Below are 20,507 nucleotides of genomic sequence, written 5' to 3'. Positions count from 1 at the left end.
TAACATTAAGTATAAAACAAGAAATTATTTTAACGATTACTTAATGTTTACACAAATAACGGTTAATCAAAGACAAATACTTTTGCCAATAAATTTATACTAAAACTTAAAAACACAACAGATGAAAAAATTGCTTCTTTCAATGCTTGCAATATCAGCATTAGCAGTTACATCATGCAGCAGCGATGATGACAACAATGACAATAACAACACTGTTATTGATCCAGCCTCTTTTCAAGGAACACTTACAAGTGGAGAAACAGCAACATTAGATGCTGGTCAGACGTACACACTTACAGGAGCTTTTGTAGTTCAGGACGGTGCTAAGCTTACAATACCGGCTGGTACAAGAATAGAAGCTCAGGGCGGTACTAGTGCTTACATAGCAGTAGCTCAAGGCGGTAAAATATTTATTAATGGTGAAGCTAACAACCCGGTTATTATGACTTCTGCTTCAGCTACACCTGCTGAAGGAGATTGGGGTGGACTTGTAATTTGTGGTCGTGCAAACACTAACAAAGGTGGTTCTACAGGACAAGTTGCCACGTCTGAAGTAGGTAATTTAACTTACGGTGGTACTGTTAATAACGATTCATCAGGAAGCATCCGTTACCTGAGAGTTGAGTACACAGGTGCTACATTTACAAATGATAAAGAATTTAACGGAGTATCTCTTTTCGGTGTAGGTTCTGGTACTACTTTTGAATATGTTCAGTCATACAAAGGTGGTGATGACGGTATCGAATTCTTCGGAGGTGCTGTAAACGGTAAATACTTAGTATCTATAGGTAGTGGGGATGACTCTATCGACTTTGCTGACGGATGGAGTGGTACTGGTGAGTACTGGTACATAAAAGACGGAGCTAAAGCTGGTGTTGAAGGTTCTAACAATGGTGATGACTTTGCAGCAACTCCAACTACAACCGCTACCCTTAAAAACATCTCTGTAGTAGGTGGTGGTACTGAAGGTGGAATATACATTAAAGAAGGTGGAGGTTTCTGGACTGTTGAAAACTTCTATGTAGATGGTTTCGAAACAGCTATTAATGTTAAAGATTCAGAAAGCGACCCTGAATCTAATGCACACTTAGACAATAACGAAATAACATTTACAAATGTTACTCTTGTAAACGTTCCTACTGTAACAAACTACCAAGGTGAAAACCAATTCTACACTCTAGGTGAAAACACAGGAGCTGGAAATGGTTCTGCTTTACCTACGTGGGCTCAAGGGTGGACTAAAATGTAAGTTTAAAATAAACTTCATATAAAATATTCTTAAAAAATACTCCTTCAATTTGAAGGGGTATTTTTTTGGTATATTATTTGATTTCTTTTTTGTATATTTAATTTTGGAAAAACGCGTTTATTATGAAACAAAAATACATTTACAGCCTTATAGCATGCGCTTTATTCAGCGTATTTGCTTCTGCACAAACTGCAGAAAAAAATAAACCGTTTACAAAACAGAATGATACTACTGTTATAGAAGGATTAAATATATACCCGAATCCTACCAGTGCAGATCGTGTATATATAAGCTCTAAAAATAACACATTATCTAAAGATGTTGAGATTTATGATGTGCTAGGTAAAAAGATACTTCAAACTACAATTAGCGGAAAAGAACTTAGTATTTCAAATATTCCTGCCGGTGTATACATCATAAAAATAAAAGAAGGAGAAGCTACTGCAACTAGAAAGCTCATAATAAAGTAATTACAAAAAATTGTATTCATAAAAAAACAATTTATTTTTAGATTTGTTTTTTCTCTCTTTTATTTTTTATTCTTACTTTTGTTGTTAAACTAATTCGCAAAATAATAGCAAATGAAAAAATTTTACTCTTTATTATTAGTTGCCCTTGGCACATTTACAGTAAATGCACAAACTAATTTAGTTGCAAACGGAGGTTTTGAAGCATGGACAGATGGGGCACCTGAAGGATTTACCATTTACACTAGTGATAATGGTGGTAGCATAACACAAGAAACTACAGACATACAAGAAGGAACAAGTGCGGCTTTATTTACAGCCCCTGCAGGAACAGGAAACACTAAACTTGTAATTCAGGACATCCCTGTGACAGCAGGGAACACTTATGTTTTCTCTTATTGGTTTAAAGACGAAAGCGACAATGCAAAGGGTAGACATTGGGCTTCATGGAGAGATGCAGACGGTGCGCAAATGGATGACAATCAAGATATTCTTCGCCCTAACTATATTGAAAACAGCAATGGATGGCAAGAGGTTACTTATACACTTGTAGCTCCTGCTAATGCAACTGCATTCAGACTAGACTTCAGAGTATATCAGCAAGAAAATGGTGCTGACTCCGGTATTATATTATATGATAATGTAATGTTCTATGACCAGTCTACAGCAAGCTCAAAAACAAACAATATAGCAGGATTAAAACTTTACCCTAACCCTGTTACAGGTAACGTTCTTAACATAACATCTGACAATAACTCTGACAAGTCAGTAGCTATATATGATGTTCTTGGAAAGCAAGTTGTAAATACAGTAGTTAAAAACGGAACTGTAAACGTTTCTAATCTAACTTCTGGTGTTTACATTGTAAAAATTACTGAAGAAGGTAAAACCGCTACAAGAAAACTTGTTGTAAAGTAACACCTAGTTAAAATATAATTTAGAAAGCCCCCTCATAAATTGAGGGGGCTTTTTCATTAAAATAACAATTTAGAAACATACTAAACATCTCTATTATATACATTTGCTGTCTAATTAAATAATTCCCAAACATGAAAAAAATTTACGCACTATCATTAGTTCTTTTCTCTGCTGTGTCTTTCGGGCAGAGCATAGTAATTACTAAAGTAGTTGACGGAACATTACCTCACGGTGGATGTGAAGAAACAGACGGAACTTTTAGTCCCAGAATCGTTGAAATGTATGTTTCAGGAACCATTGATTTCGGAAGCAATTCTAATGATTACAGACTTCAGGTAGAATCTAACGGTGCTGCCACAGAAGCTGAAGAATACTGGGGTGGAATAGGTATGTATATGAGTGATTTCGGTGAAGTTACTGATTCATTTATATATGCTGTTAATATGCCAAACAATAATGGTACTCCTTTTTATGAAGGTGCTTTACCTATATTTGAAGATTTATATCCAAATATAGATGCTCAGCATGTTATATACTCAGGATATGCTCCAAACCCTAATGGTAACGACGCCATAAGAGTAGCGAATTACAACGGTGATACTTTAATAGAAGTAATAGACCAATATGGTAACCCGCTAGATGTTGCCAATGGAGATGACCTTGATGCAACGTGGGCTTTTCAAGACAGTTATGCTGCAAGAAATAATGGTGTAGCTGCAAATGGAGGTAACTTTGATTCAAGCTCATTTACTTACGGTGGAAATGATGCTCTTGACGGAGTGGACTGTGATCAATTTACTACCGCAGTACCAATGGGAGTGTTCTCTACATTAGCGACTGAAAAATTTGACTCTATCTCAGGACTTAAAATGTACCCTAATCCACTTACTGGTAGCACTCTTAACATAACATCTGATAACAATGCTGATAAAACAGTAGCTATATATGATGTTCTTGGTAAACAAGTAGCAAACACAGTAACTAAAAACGGAACTGTAAACGTTACTAACCTAACTTCGGGTGTTTACATTGTAAAAATTACTGAAGACGGTAAAACGGCTACAAGAAAACTTGTTGTAAAATAAGTACACAAAAATCTTATATAATTAAAAGCACTGCGAAAGCAGTGCTTTTTTATTTTATACCTTTGCTTAAAACTAAATAGCCTTGATAACAATTCCTGACATTTTTAGTATATCATCTAAAAAAGAATTTGAAAAAATTACACTGAAAGTATTTCGTCATCAATACGACAACAACAGCGTTTATCAGGAGTTTTGTAATTTCTTAAACAGAAATAAACAGAATGTAAAAACTATAAAGGATATCCCGTTTTTACCCATCCAGTTTTTTAAATCACATGAGATACTTAGCTCGCAAGAGCCTGTACAAACTACATTTACCAGCAGTGGCACGACAAGGAGCATTACCAGCAAACATTTGGTTACTGATTTAAGTTACTACGAACAAAGTTTCAGGCAGGCATTTTCACAGTTTTACGGCAATATAGAAGACTACACTGTTTTAGCCCTTCTCCCGTCTTATTTAGAACGAGAAGGGTCATCATTAATATATATGGTAAATGACCTGATAGAAGCCTCTAATAACCCTGACAGCGGGTTTTATCTGCATAACTATGCTGAGTTAATAGAAAAACTTATAAAACTGGACAACTCAGGTGAAAATGTATTATTAATAGGGGTTACCTATGCTCTGCTCGACCTTATAGACCTACAAAGTTTTAAGCTAAAAAACACCATTATAATGGAAACGGGAGGCATGAAAGGTAAGCGAAAAGAAATAATACGCGAAGAACTACATACCATACTTTGTAAAGGTTTTGGGGTAGATAAAATTCACTCGGAATATGGCATGACCGAATTACTCTCACAAGCCTACTCTTTAGGTGATGGCGTATTTGAATGCCCTCCTTGGATGGACATTTTAATACGCGATACGGAAGATGCGCTTAGCTATGTAGACTATAACAAAACCGGTGGTATTAATGTAATAGATTTAGCCAATATAAATTCCTGCTCGTTTATTGCTACGCAGGACTTGGGTAAAAAATACACCAATCAGTCTTTTGAGGTATTAGGCAGGTTTGACAACTCTGATATAAGAGGGTGTAACTTAATGGTATTATAGCATAAAAAAAGCGGCATAAGCCGCTTTTTCATATAGTAAAGTATATTATTACTTAACTGTAATAACATACTTCTTCTTTTTACCAAACTGAATATAAATATACTTACCGAATATAAAGTCAGTTTCGCTCAGTTCGTAAGAATCATTTATTTTCTCTCTGTTTACAGATACTGCATTAGCTTTTAAAGCCTTACGAGCTTCTCCTCTTGAAGGAAAAATACTGGTAGTATCCGAAAGTATTTCAATAATACCTTCAGCACTCTCAAGCTGTTCTTTAGTAACCTCAGCATGGAAAAACTCTCCTAAAACGTCAATAAACACTTTTTCTCCTTTAGCAATAAGGTCTTTTTTTGTGAAGTTTGAAAAAGCAAACTCAGATGTTTTAATTGCTTCCTCCAACTCTTCTTTAGAGTGTACAAATGTAGTAACCTCTTCTGCCAGTTTCTTCTGAAGTTTTCTAGCTCCAGGGTCTTGCCTGTGCTCTTCAATCAGGGCATCTACGGTTAACTTATCTAAAAATGTAAATATCTTAATGTACTTCTCTGCATCCTCATCCGTAGTATTTAACCAAAACTGATAAAACTTATATACCGATGTTTTATCAGCATCAAGCCATACGTTTCCACCTTCTGATTTACCGAATTTAGAACCGTCTGCCTTCGTTATAAGCGGACAGGTCATAGCGTATGCCTTAGCACCTTCTTCGTCCGTCATACGGCGAATTAGTTCTGTACCTGTGGTAATATTCCCCCATTGGTCACTCCCCCCTAACTGTAACATACAGTTATGGTTTTTATATAAGTGGTAGAAGTCATACCCCTGGATAAGCTGATACGTAAACTCTGTGAATGACATTCCTGACCCTGCCTCACCGGTTAAACGTTTTTTAACGGAGTCTTTCGCCATCATGTAGTTAACTGTAATTCGTTTTCCTACATCACGTGCAAAATCGATAAAAGAAAATTCTTTCATCCAGTCATAATTATTAACCAGTATCGGAGCATTTTCTTCTTGTGAATCAAAATCAAGAAAACGAGACAGCACCCCTTTTATACCGGCTACATTTTTATTCAGTGTAGCTTCATCTAAAAGGTTTCTTTCATCTGATTTCCCTGAAGGGTCACCTATCATACCGGTAGCACCCCCTATAAGTGCAACAGGCTTATGCCCGCTCTTATACAGGTGTACTAATATAATAATAGGCACAAGGCTCCCTATATGCAGTGAGTCAGAAGTAGGATCAAAGCCAATATAGGCAGTTGTCATTTCTTTACTCAGTTGTTCTTCTGTTCCCGGCATAATGTCGTGCACCATGCCTCTCCATTGCAATTCTTCTACAAAATTTTTCATTCTTGCTGTTTATTGGAATACAAAAATACAAACTTGAGGCTACCTGCGTCAAAAAGCATCAAAAAAAGTGTACAACTGCACATATTTATTTATAAACTATCAATTACATTTGTAACCATGATACTAGTAACCGGCGGTACAGGTTTAGTAGGTGCACACCTCTTACTTCAGTTAACAGAAGGAAACATTCCTATCCGTGCACTTTACCGTACAGCGTCAAGAATAAACAAAACCAAAAATCTTTTCAGTTATTATGAAAAGGCTTCTTTGTTTGAAAAAATAGAGTGGGTTAAAGGTGATATTAACAACATTCCTTCTCTTGAAAAGGCTTTTAAGGGTATTACCCATGTATATCATTGTGCGGCTTGTGTTTCGTTTGACCCTTCTGATGAAGATTTACTGCGAAAAGTAAATATTGAGGGTACTGCAAACATTGTTAACTTTTGTATTGATTACGGCATTAAAAAACTGTGTCATGTCAGTTCTATAGCTGCATTAGGCGATGCCAAAGAACACGAGCCGACTATTACGGAAGAAACAGAATGGAACCCCGAAGTAAAGCATGATGATTATGCCATAAGCAAACATGGTGCGGAAATGGAAGTATGGCGCGGATGGCAGGAAGGTATAGATGTAGTTATAGTAAACCCGGGAATTGTTTTTGGTTATGGTTTTGCTACCGGTAGTGGGGCTATGTTTAAAACGGTTTATAACGGGCTCTATTTTTACACTAAAGGCAGTTGCGGTGTTGTAGCTGTAGAAGATGTTACTAATATTATGATTAAGCTAATGGAAAGTAGTATTACAGGAGAACGCTATACTGTAGTAGGGACTCACCTTTCTTATCGCGAGATATTATTTGCTATTGCTGATGGAATGAACAAAAAAAGACCTCCGGTATACGCTACAAAGTTAATGAGTAGTATTGCCTGGCGAATGGATTGGCTTTTTGCTAAGCTATTGCGCCGAAAAAGGTTTTTAACCCGTTTTATGGCTAATTCGTCTCACAGCCATTACAAATATGATAACAGCAAAATAAAAAATGAACTGGGGTATAATTTTACAGAAATGAAAAGCTATATAAAGCAGCTTGCTGAAAATTTTAAACCCGGTAGCATTGCAATAAAGAAATAAAAAAGGGGAGTTTTAAAACTCCCCTTTTTTATTTGTCTTTCTCGTCCAGACTATCTTTTTTTACCGCTGCATTTTTATCAATGTCTTTTGCCTGCCCTATAGTATCTTTATCTGTTTTCTTATCTTCAGGCTCATACTTTTTCTTTTCTATCTCCATTTTGGCCTTCACCTTTTTATGAATGCGCTCATATACTTCTAAATCAGCAGCATAATAGGACTGACTCTCGGCAAACGTAACGCTATCTATGTCATACTTTTTATAAATATATGTGGTTGCATCTACATTATTATCTCTAAGGTTTTTTGGTTTGTACGATTTTATTGCTTGTAGCAAAGTAATATCATACAATATATCAACCATCTCATCTTCACCTATAAGGTTCTCCGGTTTTTCTGCCTCATGCTCTCCACAGGCAGTAAATAATGTAAGTGTTCCTAAAAGTACAACTATAGCTTTCTTCATATTACCTTTTATTCTCTTTCTATTCTCTGTCAAAAAGTAAACGCTCACCACAACGGATGTCTTTTACTTTAAAGTTGTTATAAACCAACTGCCCGTTTACAAATGTATGGGTTATTCTCGATTTAAAGTTTGTGCCTTCAAACGGAGACCATCCGCATTTATAGAGAATATTTTCTTTTTTTACATTCCATGGCAGCCCCGGGTTTACCAAAACTAAATCGGCATAATAGCCCTCTTTAATAAATCCTCTTTTTTCTACCTTAAACAGCTTTGCAGGATTATGAGAAATTTTCTCTACAATACGCTCTACTGATATTTTCTTTTGATGGTATGCCTCAAACATAGCCACCACAGCATGCTGCACTAGCGGTCCTCCTGAAGGAGCACTTGTATATGGGTTCTGCTTTTCGTCTAATGTGTGTGGTGCATGGTCTGTAGCAATTACATCAATTCTGTCATCAAGTAACGCCTTCCATAAAGCATCTCTGTCTGCTTCGGTTTTAACTGCCGGATTCCATTTTATTAAACTTCCTTTCTTATCATAATCAGCATCAGTAAACCAAAGGTGATGTATACATACCTCTGCTGTTATTTTTTTCTCTTCTAAAGGAATTTTATTAGTAAACAATTCTGTTTCTTTTGCTGTAGAAACATGGAATACGTGTAATCTTGCTCCTGTTTTTTTAGCTAATGCTATTGCTCTTGACGATGATATATAACAAGCTTCTGCACTTCTTATTTCCGGGTGGTATCTAATAGGAATATCATCTCCGTATTCTTCTTTATACTTTGCTAAGTTTTCACGAATAGTGCCCTCATCTTCACAATGGGCAGCAATAAGCATTTTGGTACTACTGAATATTTTCTCCAGTACTGCTTCATCATCTACCAGCATATTACCTGTAGAAGAACCTAAAAACAGCTTAATACCCGCTACATTCCTCGGGTTAGTTTTAAGCACCTCTTCAAGGTTGTTGTTAGTGCCCCCCATCATAAAAGAGTAGTTAGCATACGATACTTCGGCAGCACGCTTGTATTTATCTTCAAGCAGTTCTTGCGTTACTGCATTTGGTACTGTGTTAGGCTGCTCTATAAAAGATGTAATACCTCCCGCCACAGCCGCACGCGATTCGGTTTCAATATTCCCTTTATGCGTTAAGCCCGGCTCCCTGAAGTGTACCTGGTCATCAATCATTCCGGGAATTAAGTAGTTACCCTCAGCATCAATAATTTTTATATCTGCCGATTTCGGGCTTATACTATCCCCTATTTCTTTAATAAATTTATCCTCTATTAACAGGTCGCCTTCAAATATAGTCCCCTCGTTTACAATTTTGGCATTCTTTATTAAAACCCTGTTCATTGCTCTATACTTTATTATAATACTATAATTGATTTAGTAATTTTTTTATTCTAAGCTTTATAACGCCAAATATGGCCTCTTTAATAATTGCGTTGCTCATTTTAGACTCTCCTTTTGTTCTGTCTGTAAAAATAATAGGTACTTCTACTATTACAAAACCATTAGAGTGTGCCCTGTATTTCATTTCTATCTGGAAAGCATATCCCACAAACTTTACTCTTTCCAGCCTTATTCTTTCCAGTACTTTACGCTTATAACATACAAACCCGGCAGTGGCATCGTGTATTTTCATACCTGTAATAAGCTTTACGTATACTGATGCGTAATAGGACATTAACACCCTGCTTAGTGGCCAGTTTACTACATTTACCCCTTTACTGTAACGAGAACCTATTGCCATATCTGCCCCGTTTACACAAGCCTGGTGTAATCTTTCCAAATCTACAGGATTATGAGAGAAATCGGCATCCATCTCAAAAATATATTCATACCCTCTTTTTAAGGCCCATTTAAACCCATGCACATAGGCAGTTCCCAGCCCTGACTTCTCGGCTCTTACTTCAATATAAAGCCTTTCCGGAAATTCTGCCTGCAATTGTTTAACACGGTTTGCTGTACCATCAGGAGAATTGTCATCTACTACTAATATATCAAAACTTGTGTTTAGTGCAAAAACAGCTCTTATTATGGCTTCAACATTTTCAATTTCGTTATAGGTAGGAATTATAACTATGCCATCATTCATTAGTAACCGTAAATTTTGGTGCAAAAATAGTGCTTTTCTAACGTCAGTTTCATAATTAAATTGTAATAATTTTTCATGTGGAATTTTAGTAATTTTGCATCATGCTGAATATAATAGTAACAGAACGGGAATTATGGAGCAAAGACTGGGCAACCTTTCTGTTTATATTTTGCTTTATACTTATAGCCATAGCAAGGGCGACATACGGAAACCGATTTAATGACTTTGCCAAACTGGGAGTGTCTGACAAATATATAAAGATATATAAAGACAATAACAATTTATTAAACGGGTTCACCATACCCTTGTTTATTGTTCAGATAATATCCTTTACCTTTTTAATACAGCTAACATTAAGCTATTTTGGAATGGCTGAGAAAACTGACTGGATAACCTTTGTGCAGTTGTTTACTTTAATTTGTGTTTTTATAACCTCTAAATACTTAATTGAAAAGATTATTGCGGTTTGTTTTAACATAGAAGAGTTTGCTGATATGTTTAATTTACAAAAAGTAAGCTATCGCACTTATATAGGTTTTTTACTATTACCTGTTACGTTTATACTATTTTACAATCAGCCTCCGCAGACATTTATCATATATATATTATTAGGAATAATTTTCACAGGAATCATAATATCATACATAGTTTCATTACGGTTATATCAAAATTTGATTCTAGGCAAATTGTTCTATTTTATTTTGTATCTTTGCACTCTTGAAATAGCACCCTATTATTTCATGTATTATTGGTTTACTAACAGTAAGTAAAAGAACATCTTAAATATGAAAGTGAAAACAATTTTGGTTTCGCAACCCGAACCTAAAGTAGAAAATTCACCGTACTTTGAACTTCAACAAAAACTAAAAGTAAAGGTAGATTTCAGACCATTTATTCATGTGGAGGGTGTAAGCGCAAAAGATGTAAGACACCAAAAAATTGACCTTACTAATTTTACAGCCATCATTCTTACCAGTAAAAATTCTGTAGACCATTTTTTCAGAGTAGCAGAAGAAATGCGTTATAAAGTTCCTGAAACAATGAAGTATTTTTGCCAAAGTGAAGCAGTGGCTTTTTATCTGCAAAAGTATGTAGTGTACAGGAAAAGGAAAATTTATGTTGGACAAAAGGACTTTGCGGATCTTTCTCCGCTAATTAAAAAGTATAAGGACGAAAAATTCCTTTTACCAGCTTCTGACCAGTTGAATGATGATATACCGCTAACACTTGATAAACTAAAAGTAGACTGGACTCCCGGTACGTTTTACCGTACTGTAATGAGTGACCTTTCTGACTTGAAGGATGTATATTATGACATTCTTGTTTTCTTTAGCCCTACGGGAATAAAATCGTTATTTAAAAACTTCCCTGATTTTAAACAAAACAATACCCGTATAGCGGTATTTGGAAGTACAACACAAAAAGAAGCCTTAGACAGAGAGCTACGCATAGATATTATGGCTCCGGCTCCTGACACACCTTCTATGACGATGGCATTAGAAAAATATATAGTGGAGGTTAACAAAAAATAACATCTTGACAAGAAGAATACCTAACAGAAAAGCATAAAAAAAGCAGCCTATTAAATAGGCTGCTTTTTTTATATCCTCATGTAATTAAACCTCAAAAAAAACCGCCCAATACATACATACTGGACGGCTTTTCGCATCTATTCTAAAATCACATTTATGCCAGTGGGGCGCCTGCAAGAATTTCTTCATTTGCATACTCCTCAAACTTGGCAAAATTTTTCTTGAAAGACTCTGCAAGTTCTCGTGCTTTCGCATCGTAAGCAGTTTTATCTTCCCATGTATTTCTTGGATTTAATACTTCCTCTGGTACATTAGGACAACTTTGTGGCTTAGCTATACCAAACACTTCATGCGTTTCGTAACCCACATTATCCAGTTCTCCTTTAAGAGCAGCGGTAATCATTGCTCTTGTATACTTTAATTTCATTCGGCTACCAACACCGTAAGGACCACCTGTCCAACCAGTATTAATAAGCCATACATTAACACCTGCCTCTTTCATTTTAGCACTAAGCATCTCTGCATACTTTGTTGGGTGCAGCGGCATAAACGGCGCTCCGAAACAAGCAGAGAAGTTAGGCACAGGCTCGTTAATACCAGCTTCGGTACCTGCTACTTTAGCAGTATAACCCGAAATAAAGTGATACGCTGCCTGACCCGGTGTTAATTTAGATATTGGAGGCAATACCCCAAACGCATCCGCTGTAAGGAAGAATATGTTTTTAGGGTTTTTACCTATAGAACCCGGCTGAATATTATCAATATGATAAATAGGATAACTCACCCTCGTGTTAGGTGTTATTGATGTATCCTCAAAATCAACCTCGTTAGTTCCTTCTTTAAAGATAACGTTTTCCAGAAGCGCACCTCTTTTTATAGCGCGGAAAATATCCGGTTCGTTTTCTTCACTTAAGTTAATTACTTTCGCATAGCAACCTCCCTCGAAGTTAAATACAGTATTCTCATTAGTCCATCCGTGTTCATCATCACCTATTAGCTTACGCTCAGGGTCAGCTGAAAGGGTAGTTTTACCCGTACCCGAAAGACCGAAGAAAATTGCTGTATTACCATCTTCACCAACGTTAGCACTACAGTGCATTGGTAAAGTGTTTTTAAATACCGGTAGTATAAAGTTAAGCGCAGAGAAAATTCCTTTTTTCATTTCTCCTGTATAACCCGTACCACCAATAAGTGCAATTTTTCGTGTAAAGTTTAATATAGCAAAATTATGCTGGCGTGTCCCGTCAACTTCAGGGTCTGCCATAAAGCCCGGTGCACATACTACATGCCACTCAGGTGTATAATTTTCTAATTCTGATTCTTCAGGACGAAGAAACATGTTATGACAAAAAAGGTTTGACCAAGCAAACTCCGTTACTGCCCTTACATTCATTCTGTACTTAGGGTCAGCACACACATAGCTGTCACGTACATATATTTCTTTGCCCGATAAGTATTCTGTTACCTTATTATATAAAGCATCAAATTTATCACTATCAAATGGTTGGTTAATATTACCCCACCATACCCTGTCTTTCGTTATATCATCTTCAACAATAAAACGATCTTGTGGCGATCTACCGGTAAACTCACCGGTATTAATAGCTAAAGCTCCCGCAGCAGATTCTACTCCCTGCCCCTTTTCAACAGCAATATCATGTAACTCATCCGGAGATAACTGATATTTTATATCTGCATTTTTAATACCCATGCTCTCTAACGAAATCGTTTTCGTGAAAAGGCTAGAATTATCCATAACTTTCTGATTAAGTTGCATTGTTATATGGGACAAATGTAAAAAAATAAATTTTAAACCATATAGAATTATAATTTTTTTATCCCTTTCGTTTAATTAAATTTAAAAAGAGTACCCCCCAACCTAAAATTAATAACAATCCTCCAATGGGAGTGATTATTCCTATTCTTTTGAAATCAAAAGAAAACAACGAATTACAGGCTAAAAAATAGATAGATCCTGAAAAAAACAGCACACCAATTAGTACAAGTGTAAAAATTAGCTTTTTAGCTTTTTGAGTAACAAGAGGCGTTACCCCTACAAACAATAAAAAGAGAGCATTATACATTTGATATCTCACACCTGTTTCAAAAGTTGCAATTGACTCTGGCTCAACTATTTTTTTTAATCCGTGAGCACCAAAAGCACCCAATACAATTGCAATTACTCCCAATAGGGCAGCAGTACTTAAAATTTTTCTATCCATTTTTCTCAAAAATTATAGTGTAAAATTAAAAAGTTTGTAGAACTTTACGTCGAAATTTATAACAAAACACAACTTAAGTGTTATAATTAGAGTTAGCAATGAGACATATTTTAATTATAGGTGCCGGACGTTCGGCAACATGGTTAATAAAATACTTGTTAGAAAAAGCTGAAACCGAAAATTTACATATTACAATTGGTGACCTATCGGAAGAACTGGCTGCAAAAAAAACACAAAATCACCCAAGGGCTACACCCGTAGCTTTTGACATTCATAATGACGAACAACGTTCGAAATACATAAGTGGTGCTGATATTGTTATATCAATGCTTCCGGCAAGCCTACATTATGAAGTAGCGAAAGACTGTATTAAATATAAAAAGAATATGGTTACCGCTTCATACGTTAGCCCTGCTATGATGGAACTTGACGAACAGGCTAAGGAAAACGGGATTATACTAATGAATGAAATTGGTTTAGACCCGGGGATTGACCACATGAGCGCTATGAGTGTTATAGATTCTATAAGAGATAAAGGTGGTAAAGTACTTTTATTTGAATCATTTTGTGGAGGTTTAGTGGCTCCTGAATCTGACAATAACTTATGGAATTATAAATTTACCTGGAACCCTCGCAATGTTGTACTGGCAGGTCAAGGTGGTGCTGCCAAGTTTATACAGGAAGGCAAGTTTAAATACATACCTTATAATAAACTGTTCCGCCGTACTGAGTTTATGGAAGTAGAAGGTTTCGGGCGATTTGAAGGCTACGCAAACCGCGACTCTCTTAAATATAAAGGAGTATATGGTTTGGATGATGCTTTAACATTATACAGGGGCACATTACGCAGAGTAGGCTTTTCTAAAACATGGAATATGTTTGTACAATTAGGGATGACAGATGATAACTATGTTATGGAAGATTCTGAAAACATGAGTTACCGCGACTTTACCAATGCCTTTTTACCTTACCACCCCACCGACTCTGTTGAGCTTAAATTAAGACACTTACTTAAAATAGAGCAGGATGATATTCAGTGGGATAAATTAATGGAACTGGATATTTTTAACCCTAACAAGAAAGTTGGGCTGGCTAACGCAACACCTGCACAAATACTGGAAAAAATACTTAGTGATAAGTGGACACTTAGCCAAGAAGATAAAGATATGATTGTTATGTATCATAAATTTGGCTACGAGCTAAACGGAGAACGTAAACAAATAGATGCTACTATGGTATGTATAGGAGAAAACCAAACCTATACCGCTATGGCAAAAACTGTAGGACTGCCGGTAGCTATGGCTACCCTCCAAATACTAAACGGAAATATAAACCTTACTGGAGTGCAACTACCAATACACAAAGAAATATACCAGCCCATACTTAAAGAGCTGGAGGAATTTGGTATTGTGTTTAACGAAAAGGAAACAAAATATATGGGGTATAACCCGCAAAATGTAGCAAGCTAACTCCTTGTTAACTAACCCAATTTTACTCTGAGGCCTCCCGTATGGGAGGCTTTTTTTATAAAAACCAAATAAAAGTACCTGATTAAAAAAACGGTATTTTCACGTATTTTTTATATGCTTATTTATTATACCTTGCAATAATCAATATATTGAAAATCAAAACAGTGGAACAGTAACCACTTAAAAAACGGGCGGTTTCCGAAAAGCCTTATGAGTAGGAAAAAAATTCTAACTAAAAAATTATGTCAACAAAAGAAGCAGTACGACCAGCAGTACTTGGTGGGTGGAGCGCCTACCATGATTTAACTGCAGAAGATCAAAAAGTATTTGATGAAGCAATGAAAGGCTTTGTAGGAGTACACTATAAACCTTTCGCAGTGTCTACACAAGTTGTAGCAGGTATGAACTACAGATTTAAGTGCGAGGCTTCTATGCCACTATCTGATGCGGTATGGGAAGCAATCGTAGAAATCTTTAAACCTCTTGACGGTAAACCATACGTTACCGGAATTGTAAGGATGTAACATCCCTAACTATTTATATACACCTATTAATTCAAAAACCGCCCTTTTGGGGCGGTTTTGTTTTTATATAAGTTTATTTACAACCGTTAATCTCTACTTCCTAAAATAAGGGAAGCCCAGTATAATAATGATGCTAATGCACCCAACGCTGCTACCACATACGTTCTTGCAGCCCATTTTAACGAATCAGCCGCACCGTCATACTCCTGTGGAGTAAGCATATTATATTGTTTTAGCCATTTTAAAGCTCTGTTACTGGCATCATATTCTACAGGCAGGGTAATAAAACTAAACAAAGTAGCTACAGCCATAAGCACTAAACCTAATACTGCAATATAATAGCCCATAACTAAACCTTGTGTGGCTCCCAATATTAAACCACCAAAAATTAAAAACCCTGATAATCTGGAAGAGATATTTACCGCAGGCACTAATTTACTGCGCAACTGTAACATATTATATGCTGTTGCATGTTGTACAGCATGTCCTACCTCATGGGCAGCTACAGCGGCAGCAGCGGCATTACGCTGATTGTACACTGCCTCACTAAGGTTTACTGTTTTATTTACAGGGTTGTAATGATCGGTAAGTCTACCTGAAGTAGAAATTACCTTTACATCATAAATACCGTTATCATGTAACATTTGCTGCGCTATTTCCGCACCGCTCATTCCATTTTGTAAGCGTATTTTACTATAATGTGCAAACTTTGATTTTAGTTTGGCGCTTACCGCAAAACTGGCTAGCGCTATAATTCCTATTAATAAATAATATCCTAACATTTTCTGTTCAGCTTTTTTTGATTCTGAAAATAATATAGCAAAATTAAAGCCAATCTTTTCAGACTGGCTTTTTATGAATTTTTGTCAGATAACGGATATAATAAGGCTATTAGTTTAGGTAAAAACTTAGCCTTGCATAAAAGCGTCCTTGTCCATCTTCTCGTAATGAGTTAGCCACATTAGCCACTTCCGATTCCCATTTACTACTTAGTACCGACCATTGGTAACCTGTGGTAAGTTTTACGGGAATGTCATAATTTTTAAATGCTATAAACGTTAATGAAGGCCCTACATTTAACTGCTTATTATAAAGGTTTATATGACCGGTGTGCGTACCAGGGTTAAGGTTATTTAAATCGATTACATTCCCTCTTTCATACAGGTCAAACCTATTCATTTGATAACTCAAATCTAAACCTCCTGAAAATGTAAATTTTTCAGAATTCAGAATCACATAATGAGGGCGTACTACTATGTTTGCACCTGTATATTTAATCCTGTCCGAACTCGTTTTTTTGTCCAGATAGCTCGCAGCAAGCTCTATATCCACAGAAACTTTTTTGCCGCCAATATTATAACCTATTATAAACTCAGGCATAGCATCTTTTAGCTGAGGCATTCCAGCTGCCCCCAGATTATCGTTAATTTTATAATCGCCGGGCACCGAAATACCAAAACCAAAATAAAATTTAAAGGGGTAATTATCGTCTACAGTAGTTTCGTTAATAGTTACAGAAGAAGTGGTTGTTGTAGTAGAACTGTTCGTTTCTTGTGCGGTTAATGACTGAACCCCAACAAAGCAGATAGCTGCAAGTAAGATTTTTTTCATAATGATTGAATATTGATTAATGATTGCTTTTGGCTATACCAAATGACATGCCAAAAAAATCTTGTTAATCCTGAAAACGAAAAAAGCAACAACCATATTGTACAGTTGTTGCTCTCCTCAATATTTTAACAGGTTAAAAATTAACCTACTATGTTAATAATTTTACCGGGTACAAAAATTATTTTTTTAGGTTCGCGCCCGTTAAGTTGTGCTACGGTACGCTCATCAGCCATAACAGTTTTTTCTACCTCATCTTTAGGCATATCCAGCGGTAATTCTATTTTAAAACGCATTTTACCGTTAAACGATACCGGGTATTCCTTGCTGCTTTCCACTAAATATTCAGGGTTGAATACCGGGAATGGTACAGTAGCAATACTTTGCTGATGCCCTAACTGATGCCATAGTTCCTCTGCAATGTGTGGTGCATAAGGCGATATTAACACCGCTAAAGGTTCCAGTATAGTACGGTTGTGACAATTAATGGCGGTTAGCTCATTAACAGCAATCATAAACGAACTTACCGACGTATTAAACGAGAAATTCTCAATATCTTCCTGTACTTTTTTAATGGTACGGTGTAATATTTTGTATGCTTCTTTGCTTGCAGGCTCTGAACTCACAATAAGCCCGCTATCATCAAAATACAGTTTCCATAATTTTTTAAGGAAACCGCTAACGCCTGTTATTCCTGCTGTATTCCATGGTTTAGCCTGCTCTAAGGGCCCAAGGAACATTTCGTATAAACGTAATGTATCAGCTCCGTATTCCTCACAAATATCATCAGGGTTTACTACATTATATTTGGACTTAGACATTTTTTCAACTTCGCGACCTACAACTATTTCCTCCGTAACATTACCATTATCATCAATGAATATCGCATTTTTAAATTCAGGTAACCAATTTTTAAAGGAGTCTAATTTAACCTTATCTGAAGAATCAACTAAGTTCACATCAACATGATATGGTATTGAATCAAAACCTGAAAAATGACTATACTTTAGCTCCCCATCTTTTAAATTATGATTAGCTTTATTTACCTCTTCATTGATTAAACTAAGTAACTTGTCCCAAACACCCATTTCTTGAGAATCATTTTCAAGTTGTTTAGACAATGTAGTTCCTATATATATATCAGATGTAAAATGCCTTCCAACATGTTCATCTAAATCTTGACCACTTTTTGTTCCTGTTAAAAGACTGGTAGTATGAATTCTATATACAAAAGCACTCTGCCCCAATATCATCCCTTGGTTAATCAGCTTTTTAAAAGGCTCATCGGCATGTATTTCGCCTCTGTCTTTTAAAAACTTTGTCCAGAAACGGCTGTATAGTAAGTGCCCTGTAGCATGCTCGCTACCACCTATATACAAATCTACATTATGCCAGTATGCCTCATGCTCGGGCGATACAAACGCTTCATCATTACGCGGGTCTATATAACGCAACCAGTACCACGAGCTACCTGCCCAACCCGGCATAGTGTTTAACTCCAGCGGGAATATGGTTTTGTCGTCTATCAGCTCGTTGCTTACTACTTGGTTTTTTTCAGTATCCCAAGCCCATGTTGTAGCATTACCAAGTGGTGGTTGCCCATCCTCGGTTGGTAAATATTTTTCTACTTCCGGCAAGCGAATTGGTAAATGCTCGGTAGCAATCATTTGCGGTAAACCGTTTACGTAATATACCGGGAACGGCTCTCCCCAATAACGCTGACGGCTAAATACGGCATCGCGCAGGCGGTAATTGGTTTTACCTTTACCCTGCCCCATTTTTTCCAGTTGGTCTATAGCTTTCTTCGTAGCTTCTTTATATGATAGCCCGTCAAGAAAATCAGAATCTTTTAGTTTGGTTTCGTCTTTAGCACTATAGGCTTCTTCCGAAATATCTACGCCTTCAAATATATTTTTAATAGGAATATCATAATGCTTCGCGAAGTCATAATCACGCTGGTCGCCACATGGCACCGCCATAACCGCACCTGTACCGTAACCTGCCAATACATAATCGCCTATCCAAATTGGAATTGGCTCTTTAGTAAACGGATGCTCGGCATACGCCCCTGTAAACACACCTGAGATATTTTTAACATCAGACATTCTATCGCGTTCACTACGCTTTGCTGTAGCTTCAATATACTGTTCAACGGCTGCTTTTTGTTCAGGAGTAGTAATTTTAGCTACCAGTTCGTGCTCCGGTGCAAGCGTCATAAACGTAACCCCGAAAATAGTGTCAGGGCGGGTAGTAAATACTTCAATTACATCTTCGCTTGTATCATCGCCTGTTACTAAATAGTCTACCATATCTTTTTGCGATACGGATTGCTTTACTTTAAACAGTACCGATGCCCCAACTGATTTCCCTATCCAGTTACGTTGGCTTTCTTTAAGCGATTCTGTCCAGTCTATAGTATCTAAACCTTGCAGTAATCTTTCGGCATACGCAGATATACGCATGCTCCACTGCTTCATTTTTTTACGAATTACAGGATGTCCTCCCCTTTCGGAAACACCGTTTACTATTTCATCATTTGCCAGTACCGTACCCAGTGCAGGGCACCAGTTTACTTCGGTTTCGGCAAGGTAGGTAAGCCTGTATTGTAATAGTATACGCTCCTGCTCTTCTTTGCTGTAGCCTTTCCACTCATCGGCGGTAAAAGCAATTATATCATCATCGCATGCCGCATTTACTTTGCTGTTTCCGTTTGCTTCAAATTCAGCAATAAGGGTACAAATGCTTTCTGCTTTGTTCGTATCGTTATTGTACCATGAATTAAACAACTGCACAAAAATCCATTGTGTCCATTTGTAATAGTCAGGGTTCGATGTACGTACCTCTCTGTCCCAGTCGAATGAAAAACCTATTTTATCCAGCTGCTCACGATAGCGTTTAATATTGGTTTCGGTAGTAACCGCAGGGTGTTGCCCTGTTTGTATGGCATATTGCTCTGCCGGAAGCCCAAAGCTGTCATACCCCTGTGGGTGTAGCACATTAAAGCCCTGATGACGCTTGTAGCGCGCATAAATATCAGAAGCTATATAGCCCAGCGGATGCCCCACATGCAACCCCGCACCTGATGGGTAAGGGAACATATCCAATACATAATATTTTGGCTTATCGGAAGTATCTTCCGCCATAAAGGTTTTGTTCTCTGCCCAGTATTTTTGCCAACGGGCTTCAATTTCTTTGTGGTGGTATTTCATGCTGTCTTTGAAAAGTTTATATCGTACTGAAACGGTTTAATGCCCGCAAATTTAAGGTTATTGTACGAATGTAGAAACTTTGGACGTTATAAAGTATGTTTAACAA

General features: G+C 36.8%; 19 protein-coding genes. 10 read left to right on the top strand and 9 right to left on the bottom strand.

Annotated elements, in window-relative coordinates; genetic code table 11:
* Positions 1-121 precede the first annotated feature (121 nt).
* From IEW45_RS03365 to IEW45_RS03345, 5 genes are all read left to right on the top strand, one after another.
* Positions 122-1,249 (top strand): beta-helix domain-containing protein, encoded by a 1,128-nt coding sequence (locus IEW45_RS03365; RefSeq protein ID WP_188619831.1) that lies wholly within the window; start codon positions 122-124, stop codon positions 1,247-1,249.
* 122 nt (positions 1,250-1,371) lie between these two features.
* Positions 1,372-1,719, top strand: a complete 348-nt coding sequence (locus tag IEW45_RS03360) for a T9SS type A sorting domain-containing protein (RefSeq protein ID WP_188619830.1) — start codon at positions 1,372-1,374, stop codon at positions 1,717-1,719.
* A gap of 111 nt (positions 1,720-1,830) precedes the next feature.
* The gene (locus IEW45_RS03355) at positions 1,831-2,634 is read left to right on the top strand and encodes a T9SS type A sorting domain-containing protein (RefSeq protein ID WP_188619829.1); all 804 of its coding nucleotides are present in this window, start codon (positions 1,831-1,833) and stop codon (positions 2,632-2,634) included.
* Between the two features lie 131 nt (positions 2,635-2,765).
* Positions 2,766-3,719 carry a T9SS type A sorting domain-containing protein gene (locus IEW45_RS03350; RefSeq protein WP_188619828.1) on the top strand — a complete coding sequence of 318 codons (954 nt, stop codon included), beginning with the start codon at positions 2,766-2,768 and terminating at the stop codon, positions 3,717-3,719.
* 82 nt (positions 3,720-3,801) lie between these two features.
* Positions 3,802-4,782: a LuxE/PaaK family acyltransferase gene (locus IEW45_RS03345; protein ID WP_188619827.1), complete on the top strand. Its 981-nt coding sequence runs from the start codon at positions 3,802-3,804 to the stop codon at positions 4,780-4,782.
* A 48-nt stretch (positions 4,783-4,830) separates the two neighbouring features.
* On the opposite strand, the gene tyrS is transcribed toward IEW45_RS03345, so the two are convergent.
* Entirely contained in the window at positions 4,831-6,132 is a 1,302-nt protein-coding gene (tyrS, locus tag IEW45_RS03340; protein WP_188619826.1) for a tyrosine--tRNA ligase, read from the bottom strand.
* A 117-nt stretch (positions 6,133-6,249) separates the two neighbouring features.
* Here tyrS and IEW45_RS03335 point away from each other — a divergent pair, with 117 nt between their 5' ends.
* On the top strand, positions 6,250-7,266 hold the full coding sequence (locus IEW45_RS03335) for an NAD-dependent epimerase/dehydratase family protein (protein WP_188619825.1): 1,017 nt from the start codon (positions 6,250-6,252) through the stop codon (positions 7,264-7,266).
* A 28-nt stretch (positions 7,267-7,294) separates the two neighbouring features.
* Here IEW45_RS03335 and IEW45_RS03330 read toward each other — a convergent pair whose 3' ends face one another.
* The 3 genes from IEW45_RS03330 to IEW45_RS03320 are packed head-to-tail and all read right to left on the bottom strand — an operon-like array spanning position 7,295 to position 9,837.
* Positions 7,295-7,729 carry a DUF4296 domain-containing protein gene (locus tag IEW45_RS03330; RefSeq protein ID WP_188619824.1) on the bottom strand — a complete coding sequence of 145 codons (435 nt, stop codon included), beginning with the start codon at positions 7,727-7,729 and terminating at the stop codon, positions 7,295-7,297.
* Between the two features lie 19 nt (positions 7,730-7,748).
* Positions 7,749-9,092, bottom strand: coding sequence for a dihydroorotase (locus IEW45_RS03325; RefSeq protein WP_188619823.1), 1,344 nt, complete (start codon positions 9,090-9,092; stop codon positions 7,749-7,751).
* A gap of 22 nt (positions 9,093-9,114) precedes the next feature.
* Positions 9,115-9,837 carry a polyprenol monophosphomannose synthase gene (locus IEW45_RS03320; RefSeq protein ID WP_188619822.1) on the bottom strand — a complete coding sequence of 241 codons (723 nt, stop codon included), beginning with the start codon at positions 9,835-9,837 and terminating at the stop codon, positions 9,115-9,117.
* A 101-nt stretch (positions 9,838-9,938) separates the two neighbouring features.
* On the opposite strand from IEW45_RS03320, the gene IEW45_RS03315 reads away from it, so the two are divergent.
* Together IEW45_RS03315 and IEW45_RS03310 are read left to right on the top strand one after the other, a co-directional pair.
* The gene (locus IEW45_RS03315; RefSeq protein WP_188619821.1) at positions 9,939-10,607 is read left to right on the top strand and encodes a DUF4271 domain-containing protein; all 669 of its coding nucleotides are present in this window, start codon (positions 9,939-9,941) and stop codon (positions 10,605-10,607) included.
* Between the two features lie 15 nt (positions 10,608-10,622).
* Positions 10,623-11,369, top strand: a complete 747-nt coding sequence (locus IEW45_RS03310; RefSeq protein ID WP_188619820.1) for a uroporphyrinogen-III synthase — start codon at positions 10,623-10,625, stop codon at positions 11,367-11,369.
* Positions 11,370-11,523: 154 nt separating this feature from the next.
* Here IEW45_RS03310 and pckA read toward each other — a convergent pair whose 3' ends face one another.
* Both pckA and IEW45_RS03300 read right to left on the bottom strand, forming a co-directional pair.
* Entirely contained in the window at positions 11,524-13,125 is a 1,602-nt protein-coding gene (gene pckA, locus IEW45_RS03305; protein WP_188619819.1) for a phosphoenolpyruvate carboxykinase (ATP), read from the bottom strand.
* 79 nt (positions 13,126-13,204) lie between these two features.
* Complete coding sequence (locus IEW45_RS03300; protein WP_188619818.1) at positions 13,205-13,591, bottom strand: DUF423 domain-containing protein; 387 nt, start codon at positions 13,589-13,591, stop codon at positions 13,205-13,207.
* Positions 13,592-13,689: 98 nt separating this feature from the next.
* Here IEW45_RS03300 and IEW45_RS03295 point away from each other — a divergent pair, with 98 nt between their 5' ends.
* Both IEW45_RS03295 and IEW45_RS03290 read left to right on the top strand, forming a co-directional pair.
* On the top strand, positions 13,690-15,060 hold the full coding sequence (locus IEW45_RS03295; RefSeq protein WP_188619817.1) for a saccharopine dehydrogenase family protein: 1,371 nt from the start codon (positions 13,690-13,692) through the stop codon (positions 15,058-15,060).
* A 242-nt stretch (positions 15,061-15,302) separates the two neighbouring features.
* Complete coding sequence (locus IEW45_RS03290) at positions 15,303-15,584, top strand: hypothetical protein (protein WP_188619816.1); 282 nt, start codon at positions 15,303-15,305, stop codon at positions 15,582-15,584.
* A gap of 86 nt (positions 15,585-15,670) precedes the next feature.
* On the opposite strand, the gene IEW45_RS03285 is transcribed toward IEW45_RS03290, so the two are convergent.
* The 3 genes from IEW45_RS03285 to IEW45_RS03275 form a co-directional block, all read right to left on the bottom strand.
* Positions 15,671-16,366, bottom strand: coding sequence for a zinc metallopeptidase (locus tag IEW45_RS03285; RefSeq protein WP_188619815.1), 696 nt, complete (start codon positions 16,364-16,366; stop codon positions 15,671-15,673).
* 109 nt (positions 16,367-16,475) lie between these two features.
* Positions 16,476-17,195 (bottom strand): hypothetical protein, encoded by a 720-nt coding sequence (locus tag IEW45_RS03280; protein WP_188619814.1) that lies wholly within the window; start codon positions 17,193-17,195, stop codon positions 16,476-16,478.
* A 140-nt stretch (positions 17,196-17,335) separates the two neighbouring features.
* Positions 17,336-20,401 carry a leucine--tRNA ligase gene (locus IEW45_RS03275; RefSeq protein ID WP_188619813.1) on the bottom strand — a complete coding sequence of 1,022 codons (3,066 nt, stop codon included), beginning with the start codon at positions 20,399-20,401 and terminating at the stop codon, positions 17,336-17,338.
* Between the last annotated feature and the right edge of the window lie 106 nt (positions 20,402-20,507).

This window comes from Flavobacterium suaedae (assembly GCF_014642915.1).
GTDB lineage: Bacteria > Bacteroidota > Bacteroidia > Flavobacteriales > Flavobacteriaceae > Flavobacterium > Flavobacterium suaedae.
Note: the sequence above shows the minus strand (reverse complement) of the source record. Positions and strands in the feature narration are given on the sequence as shown.

Excerpts from the sequence above, each read along its gene's own strand:
- IEW45_RS03275 (WP_188619813.1), bottom strand. The coding sequence starts at position 20,401 with ATGAAATACCACCACAAAGAAATTGAAGCCCGTTGGCAAAAATACTGG.
- pckA (WP_188619819.1), bottom strand. The coding sequence starts at position 13,125 with ATGGATAATTCTAGCCTTTTCACGAAAACGATTTCGTTAGAGAGCATG.
- IEW45_RS03350 (WP_188619828.1), top strand. The coding sequence starts at position 2,766 with ATGAAAAAAATTTACGCACTATCATTAGTTCTTTTCTCTGCTGTGTCT.
- IEW45_RS03310 (WP_188619820.1), top strand. The coding sequence starts at position 10,623 with ATGAAAGTGAAAACAATTTTGGTTTCGCAACCCGAACCTAAAGTAGAA.
- IEW45_RS03280 (WP_188619814.1), bottom strand. The coding sequence starts at position 17,195 with ATGAAAAAAATCTTACTTGCAGCTATCTGCTTTGTTGGGGTTCAGTCA.
- IEW45_RS03330 (WP_188619824.1), bottom strand. The coding sequence starts at position 7,729 with ATGAAGAAAGCTATAGTTGTACTTTTAGGAACACTTACATTATTTACT.
- IEW45_RS03360 (WP_188619830.1), top strand. The coding sequence starts at position 1,372 with ATGAAACAAAAATACATTTACAGCCTTATAGCATGCGCTTTATTCAGC.
- IEW45_RS03315 (WP_188619821.1), top strand. The coding sequence starts at position 9,939 with ATGCTGAATATAATAGTAACAGAACGGGAATTATGGAGCAAAGACTGG.
- IEW45_RS03335 (WP_188619825.1), top strand. The coding sequence starts at position 6,250 with ATGATACTAGTAACCGGCGGTACAGGTTTAGTAGGTGCACACCTCTTA.
- IEW45_RS03285 (WP_188619815.1), bottom strand. The coding sequence starts at position 16,366 with ATGTTAGGATATTATTTATTAATAGGAATTATAGCGCTAGCCAGTTTT.
- IEW45_RS03355 (WP_188619829.1), top strand. The coding sequence starts at position 1,831 with ATGAAAAAATTTTACTCTTTATTATTAGTTGCCCTTGGCACATTTACA.
- IEW45_RS03320 (WP_188619822.1), bottom strand. The coding sequence starts at position 9,837 with ATGAATGATGGCATAGTTATAATTCCTACCTATAACGAAATTGAAAAT.
- IEW45_RS03295 (WP_188619817.1), top strand. The coding sequence starts at position 13,690 with ATGAGACATATTTTAATTATAGGTGCCGGACGTTCGGCAACATGGTTA.
- IEW45_RS03300 (WP_188619818.1), bottom strand. The coding sequence starts at position 13,591 with ATGGATAGAAAAATTTTAAGTACTGCTGCCCTATTGGGAGTAATTGCA.
- tyrS (WP_188619826.1), bottom strand. The coding sequence starts at position 6,132 with ATGAAAAATTTTGTAGAAGAATTGCAATGGAGAGGCATGGTGCACGAC.
- IEW45_RS03325 (WP_188619823.1), bottom strand. The coding sequence starts at position 9,092 with ATGAACAGGGTTTTAATAAAGAATGCCAAAATTGTAAACGAGGGGACT.
- IEW45_RS03290 (WP_188619816.1), top strand. The coding sequence starts at position 15,303 with ATGTCAACAAAAGAAGCAGTACGACCAGCAGTACTTGGTGGGTGGAGC.
- IEW45_RS03365 (WP_188619831.1), top strand. The coding sequence starts at position 122 with ATGAAAAAATTGCTTCTTTCAATGCTTGCAATATCAGCATTAGCAGTT.